This is a genomic window from Streptomyces laculatispora (assembly GCF_017353455.1).
GTDB lineage: Bacteria > Actinomycetota > Actinomycetes > Streptomycetales > Streptomycetaceae > Streptomyces > Streptomyces laculatispora.
This window is the reverse complement of record NZ_JAFMPZ010000588.1, coordinates 1-6,430: the sequence shown is the minus strand read 5'-3', so window position 1 is coordinate 6,430 and position 6,430 is coordinate 1. Positions and strand designations below refer to the sequence as shown.

Sequence of the window (6,430 nt, the reverse complement as noted above, 5' to 3'; positions counted from 1 at the left end):
GGCGGAGAACCCGGGCCGGATTGTGCTGGTCGATGTGGATTCCTCGGGTGGGGTGTTCGGGGACGTTGCGGGTGTGGTGCTGGCCTCCGGTGAGCCGGAGGTTGCCGTGCGTGGCGGTGAAGTACTGGTCCCGCGCCTGGTGGAGGTACCCTCCGGTGTTGCTGCGGGTGCGGGTGAGGGTGCGGGTGGGGTGCTGTCGGGTGTGGGTGAGGGTGTGGTGTTGGTGACGGGTGGTACTGGTGGTTTGGGTGGTTTGGTGGCGCGGCATTTGGTGGTGGTGCATGGGGTGCGGCGTCTGGTGCTGGCCGGGCGTCGGGGTTTGGGTGCTCCTGGGGTTGATGTGTTGGTGGGGGAGTTGGAGGGGTTGGGTGCTGAGGTTTCTGTGGTGGCGTGTGATGTGTCGGATCGTGGTGCGGTGGCGTCGCTGGTGGAGGGCATCGGTGCGGGGTTGGTGGGTGTGGTGCATGCCGCTGGTGCGGGCGACAACGGTCTGGTCGGGTCGATGGACGGTGCTCGCCTGGACAGAGTCCTGGGTGCGAAGGCGGATGGTGCGTGGTATTTGCATGAGTTGACGCGGGATCACGGGTTGGCGTTCTTTGTGTTGTTTTCGTCGGCGGGTGGTTCGGTGCTGGCTGCGGGGCAGGCGAATTACGCGGCGGCGAATGTGTTCCTGGACGCGTTGGCGGCGTATCGCCGGGCGGAGGGGTTGCCGGCTACCTCACTCGCGTACGGGCTGTGGGCTGGTGCGGGGATGGGTGAGTGGTTGGGTGAGGCGGATCTTGAGCGGATGAGGCGTCAGGGGTTGCCGGCGTTGGAGCCGGAGCAGGGGCTTGCGTTGTTCGATGCGGGCCTACGCTCCGGCCGGGCTGCTCTGGTCCCGTTGCCGATCGATGTCACGGCACTCCGTACGCGTACCGACACCATCCCCGCCCTCCTGCGCGACCTCGTCCCCACCACCAGGCGGCGCAGTGCAGTGGCCAGGCCGGACGCGGCGTCTCTGCGGCAACGATTCACGCAGGCCGATCAGGCAGGGCAGGAGGCCCTCCTCAAGGCACTCGTCATGGAGCGGGCGGCCGCACTCCTCGGCCACAACAGCGTGGACGCCCTCGACGCCGAAAGGGACTTCCTGGAGGCCGGGTTCGACTCGCTGAGCGCGATGGAACTCCGCAACGTCCTGATGAAGGACACCGGACTGCGGCTTCCTCCGATGGTGGTCTTCGACAGCAAGAGCCCGGCCGAGCTCGCCCGGCTGCTGCACACGGATCTCCTGGCGTCAACGCAGGCCGACGGGGCAGGTCAAGCGGAAGCCTCCGAGGGCGCGGACGGGACGGAGCACGGTTCCGCAGCCGACGGGGCCGAGGCGCCCTCGGTCGGCAGGCCGCCCGAGACGCTTCGCGACCTGTTCCATTCCGCGGTCGTCTCTGGCCGCGCGGACAAGGGATTCGCGCTCCTCCAGGCGGCCGCCGACGTCAGGCCGGGCTTCGGTTCGGTGGACGAGATCGACCGGCTGCCCACCGCCGTCCGGCTCGCGGACGCCTCCCAGGGGCCGCATCTCATCTGCCTCAGCACACCGATGGCCACGGGCGGCGTGCACCAGCACGCACGTCTGGTGTCCCACTTCGGAGGCAGGCACAGGATCTCCGCACTGCCGGTCCCCGGATTCCTCGCGGGCGAGAGCCTGCCCACGTCGTCCGACGCGGCCGTCCAGGCACTCGCGCGAAGCGTGCTGGACGCGGCTGACGGAAAGCCCTTCGTCCTGCTCGGCTACTCGTCCGGAGGCACCCTCGCCTACGCCACCGCCGGCTATCTGGAACGGGAATGCGGGGTGCGCCCGGCGGGCGTCATCCTGCTGGACACGTTCAAGGTGCACGACGGCGGGAGCGACGGCGTCCCCCTCGACGGCCTCGCACTCGGCATGTTCGACAAGGAAGCCGTGTTCGGCCGGTTCGACAGCAGCAGGCTCTCCGCGATGGGCCGCTGGGTGGAACTGGTGCCGCAGCTTCCGCTCACCCCGGTCGAGGCCCCGGTGCTGTTCGTCCAGTGCACCCAGTCCTTCGTACCGGACGGGGATGACGCGTCCCCCGACCTGGGCAGCGGCCGTGCCGAGCCCTGGGAGGCCGGCCACACGCTGCGAACCGTGCGCGCCAACCACTTCACCCTCGTCGAGGACCGCGCCGAGGAAACCGCGCACGTCATCGACGAGTGGCTGGCGTCGGACGAGTGGTCGGCGTCGAACGGGGCAGCGGCCGACGCCGGAGCGACCGAATGACCGAAGGCGTCCGGCCGGACGGGGCGCGACATCCGAGGACCCGCATCGGATCCGCCGGACGGGGCGCGGCACCCGAGGACCCCCATCGGATCCGCCGGACGCGGCTCGGTACCGAAGGAACCGCACATGGTCGTCGGGACGTGGCCGCGACGACCGAGCACACGATCCACGGCTCCCATCCGCAAACAGCGTGAGTGAAGCGAAGCGAGGCGAAGTGACGTGACTGTGGCACCCAGCGCGAAGGGGACCCTGCCGTTCGGCGAGCACGAGACGTGGTACCGGGTGACGGGCGACCTTCGCTCCGACCGGCCCACCCTCGTCGTCGTGCACGGCGGCCCCGGATCCACCCACGACTATCTGCAGAACCTCTCCGACCTGGCCGAAGACGGCTGGTCCGTCGTGCACTACGACCAGATCGGGAACGGCGGCTCGACCCATCTGCTCGACCGGGGGGCAGACTTCTGGACGGTGGACCTGTTCGCCGCCGAACTCGACAACCTGCTCCAGGGTCTCGGGATCGCCGACAACTACGTACTGTTCGGCCAGTCCTGGGGCGGCATGCTCATCACGCACCACGCCGCGGCACGTCCGGCCGGCCTGCGCGGCCTGGTCATCGCCAACTCGCCCGCCTCCTATCCGCTCTGGCTCCAGGAGGCCAAGGTGCTCCGGGACCAGCTCCCGCCCGGCGTCAACGAGACGCTGCTGCGGCACGAGGCCGCCGGAACCACCGAGACGGACGAGTACCACGGGGCCATGCGCACGTTCTACGAGCGGCACGTCTGCCGTCTCGCACCCTGGCCCCGCGACTACCTGGCCTCGTTCTACGAGGTGTACAACGACCCCACCGTCTACTACGCGATGAACGGCCCCAGCGAGTTCCATGTGAACGGCACGCTGCGCGACTGGTCGGTCATCGATCTCTGCCCTGACGTCGACGTGCCCACCCTGCTGATCTCCGGGCGCCACGACGAGGCCACACCCGCGACGGTGCAACCGTTCCAGGACCTCATTCCGGGAGCGCGCTGGGAGATGTTCGAGGAGTCCAGCCACCTGCCGCATCTTGAGGAACCGGAGCACTTCCGCCAGGTCATGAAGGCGTTCCTCCAGGAGATCGCCCCCGGCTGACTCTCCCGCGTCGGCGGCCGTGCCGGTGGGACGGCCGCACGTTGCATAGAGTGCTGAGAACATGCCGCACCTCCGGTGCGGAGTCCCGGGTGTCACCCGCAGCCCTCCACGGCTGTGGGGCTGCAGGCAAGGACGACCGGGACGGTAGTGGTCAGGTAGTCGCAAGGCGGGTCCGGAGTGGTGTACGAGTCCGGGCAGCCTGCCGCGGCAGGGGTATCCCGGGCACGGGTCCGGGGTTTCGTTGAGAGGGTGGTTCTGATGGTCACCGGTCGTGTGGTGCGGTTCGACGGCGTGAAGGGCTATGGGTTCATCGCTCCCGACCACGGAGGCGAGGACGTCTTCCTGCATGTCAACGACCTTCGTATTCCCGAGGCCTCTCTCAGGCCCGGCCTGATGGTCGAGTTCGAGGTCGAGGAGGGCGACCGGGGTCTGAAGGCCTCATCGGTGCAACTCGCCCCCGGCAACGGCAATGGGTCGACAGCGGCACCGGCGTCTGCGTTCTCGGGGCGGCCCGAGTCCCCGAGCAGGCAGGTCGTGGACGGCGACGACGTGTTGTGCGATGTGCTCAACTCGCAGGAGTACGTGCGGGACGTCACGGAAGTGCTGCTGGAATCGGCCCCCGGTCTCACCGCGGCGCACATTCTTCAGGTACGCCAGGGGATGCTGCAGTTCGCCAAGAAGCACGGTTGGGTCGAGGGCTGAGCCAGGCGGGCTGCTCCACGCCGCGGCCCGGGACCACAGGTCCCGGGCCGCGCGGGCACCTGCGGAATCCGTCGGGCGCCTGCGGCATCCGGCGGACACCGCCGGGCCCGTCGCCGGCGCCGCCGCCAGTCGCCCGTCAGCTGTGACGAACGGCACCGGGCCCGGGCCTGTCCGCCCCCGCGTTAGCGCCGGTTAACCTGCCTCTCATGACCGTAACCCTCGAAGTAAGCGGCGGCGTCGGCACGATCCGGCTGGACCGTCCGCCGATGAACGCCCTGGACATCGCCACCCAGGACCGGCTGCGCGAGCTGGCCGAGGAGGCCTCCGCGCGCGACGACGTGCGCGCCGTGGTGCTCTACGGCGGCGAGAAGGTGTTCGCGGCAGGCGCGGACATCAAGGAGATGCAGGCGATGGACCACCCGGCGATGGTGGTCCGGTCCAAGGCACTGCAGGAGTCCTTCACCGCGGTGGCCAGGATTCCCAAGCCCGTCGTCGCGGCCGTCACCGGCTACGCGCTCGGCGGCGGCTGCGAGCTCGCCCTCTGCGCCGACTTCCGGATCGCCGGCGACAACGCCAAGCTGGGGCAGCCGGAGATCATGCTCGGACTGATCCCGGGTGCGGGCGGCACCCAGCGGCTCGCCCGTCTGGTGGGCCCCGCCAAGGCCAAGGACCTGATCTTCACCGGCCGCCATGTGAAGGCCGACGAGGCCCTCACCATGGGCCTGGTGGACCGTGTGGTGCCCGCCGCCGAAGTGTACGAGCACGCGCACGCCTGGGCCGCCAGGCTGGCGAAGGGCCCGGCCCTCGCTCTGCGTGCCGCCAAGGAAGCCGTCGACGCCGGGCTGGAGACGGACATCGACACCGGCCTCACGATCGAGCGGACCTGGTTCGCCGGACTCTTCGCCACGGAGGACCGGGAGCGCGGTATGCGCAGCTTCGTGGACGAAGGGCCGGGCAAGGCCAAATTCCTCTGACCGAACGCTAGTTGGGAACAGATCCCGGCGCGTTCATCCGTGTGGGCGGATTAGCTGAGCCTTAAGGCAACCTTAAGGCTCAGCGCGCCGCCGGTCCTGGCAAACCCGCTCGGGCGCGATGTTCACCCAGGTCAACGAGGGTGTGGGTGGACGCATTCTGCCAGCGGCATATGCCAAGAGGTCGCTGCGGAATTGCTCATTCCGGGTCAGGGATTCCCTCGGAACGGCCCCGGAGTGCCCGCCTTGCAGCCATGATGGTGTCCATGGCGGGCCTGGAGGGTGTGGAGCAGCCGCGACAGCGCAGCAGCGCGACAGCGGCACGGAGGATGCCGGCCGTCGAGGACGAACAGGCGTTCAAGGCGCTGGAGTTGTTCGGAAATCCGACGGAGGACGAAGTCCGGCTGCCCTCCCGCCCGGAGTCCGCGGCCACCGCGCGCCGGCTCACTTCCTGTGTGGTGCTCCGCCAGTGGGGGCTCTCCCCGCAGACCGGCGAACACGCTGTTCTGCTCGTGTCCGAACTCGTCGGCAACGCGGTGCGGCACACCGGCGCCAGGGTTTTCGGTCTGCGGATGCTGCGCCGCCGCGGCTGGATCAGGATCGAGGTGCGCGACCCCTCGCGCGGACTGCCGTGCCTCATGCCCGTCCAGGAGATGGACATCAGTGGACGGGGCCTCTTCCTCGTCGACAAACTCTCCGACCGGTGGGGCGTGGATCTGCTGCCGCGCGGCAAGATCACCTGGTTCGAGATGCGGATCTCCGACCGCTGACGGCCCCTGGGTGACGGCCCCCGGGTGACTGCCCGGACGGCTCCGGATGCACAGAAGCCCCCGGTTCGGCCGTGGTGCGGCGGTGCGGGGGCTGCTGTGTGGGGGCCGTGAAATGGGGGGTGTGTTCACGGCCGCTTATGACGGCCCGGCTCGGGTCAATGCGGGTCGTGTCACCGACTATGGCAGACGGGCGACTCCATCGCCAAAGCCTTAAAACGCCCATACCGTGAAGAATCAGCGCATTTGCGCGATGAATCACAGGTGTGCTGGGTCACTTGCCTGGAAATCTATGAATGCCGAACGGTCTCTGCGAGTGATTCATCGATCACCAAGGGCGTGGGTGGTGCGCATCCGTGTGACCTGCGGAAGCGGGGGAAAGGGTCAAGTGTCACTTTTCTGACATTACGCACTTACTGTTCTGCACATGAACGACTCCGACGCACCGGTGCACCGCCGCAGCGCCCTGCGCGCAGGAGCAGGGGCCGCCCTCGCCGCAGCCCTCGCCACCGGTTGCGGAGACCGGGACACTGCTGGGACATCGGCGAAGACCCTCACCCACCCGGAGCCGAAGAAACCGGCCGCCACCGTCGGAG

5 protein-coding genes are annotated in these 6,430 nt (G+C 68.9%); all 5 read left to right on the top strand.

What is annotated here, in order from left to right:
• Nucleotides 1-22: 22 nt before the first annotated feature.
• The 5 genes from J1C73_RS31085 to J1C73_RS31065 all read left to right on the top strand — a co-directional run bounded on the left by J1C73_RS31085 (nucleotide 23) and on the right by J1C73_RS31065 (nucleotide 5,837).
• Nucleotides 23-2,269, top strand: coding sequence for a type I polyketide synthase (locus tag J1C73_RS31085; RefSeq protein WP_504744829.1), 2,247 nt, complete (start codon nucleotides 23-25; stop codon nucleotides 2,267-2,269).
• A gap of 219 nt (nucleotides 2,270-2,488) precedes the next feature.
• A complete protein-coding gene (locus J1C73_RS31080; RefSeq protein WP_207319293.1) occupies nucleotides 2,489-3,394 on the top strand; it encodes a proline iminopeptidase-family hydrolase in 906 nt (301 codons plus the stop codon).
• Nucleotides 3,395-3,652: 258 nt separating this feature from the next.
• Nucleotides 3,653-4,096, top strand: a complete 444-nt coding sequence (locus tag J1C73_RS31075; RefSeq protein WP_207319292.1) for a cold-shock protein — start codon at nucleotides 3,653-3,655, stop codon at nucleotides 4,094-4,096.
• A 206-nt stretch (nucleotides 4,097-4,302) separates the two neighbouring features.
• Nucleotides 4,303-5,070 (top strand): enoyl-CoA hydratase/isomerase family protein, encoded by a 768-nt coding sequence (locus tag J1C73_RS31070; RefSeq protein WP_207319291.1) that lies wholly within the window; start codon nucleotides 4,303-4,305, stop codon nucleotides 5,068-5,070.
• 251 nt (nucleotides 5,071-5,321) lie between these two features.
• Nucleotides 5,322-5,837 carry an ATP-binding protein gene (locus J1C73_RS31065; RefSeq protein WP_207319290.1) on the top strand — a complete coding sequence of 172 codons (516 nt, stop codon included), beginning with the start codon at nucleotides 5,322-5,324 and terminating at the stop codon, nucleotides 5,835-5,837.
• The last annotated feature ends 593 nt before the right edge of the window (nucleotides 5,838-6,430 follow it).

Bases quoted from the DNA above. Each gene is read 5' to 3' on its own strand.
- J1C73_RS31070 (WP_207319291.1), top strand. From the start codon at position 4,303: ATGACCGTAACCCTCGAAGTAAGCGGCGGCGTCGGCACGATCCGGCTG.
- J1C73_RS31065 (WP_207319290.1), top strand. From the start codon at position 5,322: ATGATGGTGTCCATGGCGGGCCTGGAGGGTGTGGAGCAGCCGCGACAG.
- J1C73_RS31075 (WP_207319292.1), top strand. From the start codon at position 3,653: ATGGTCACCGGTCGTGTGGTGCGGTTCGACGGCGTGAAGGGCTATGGG.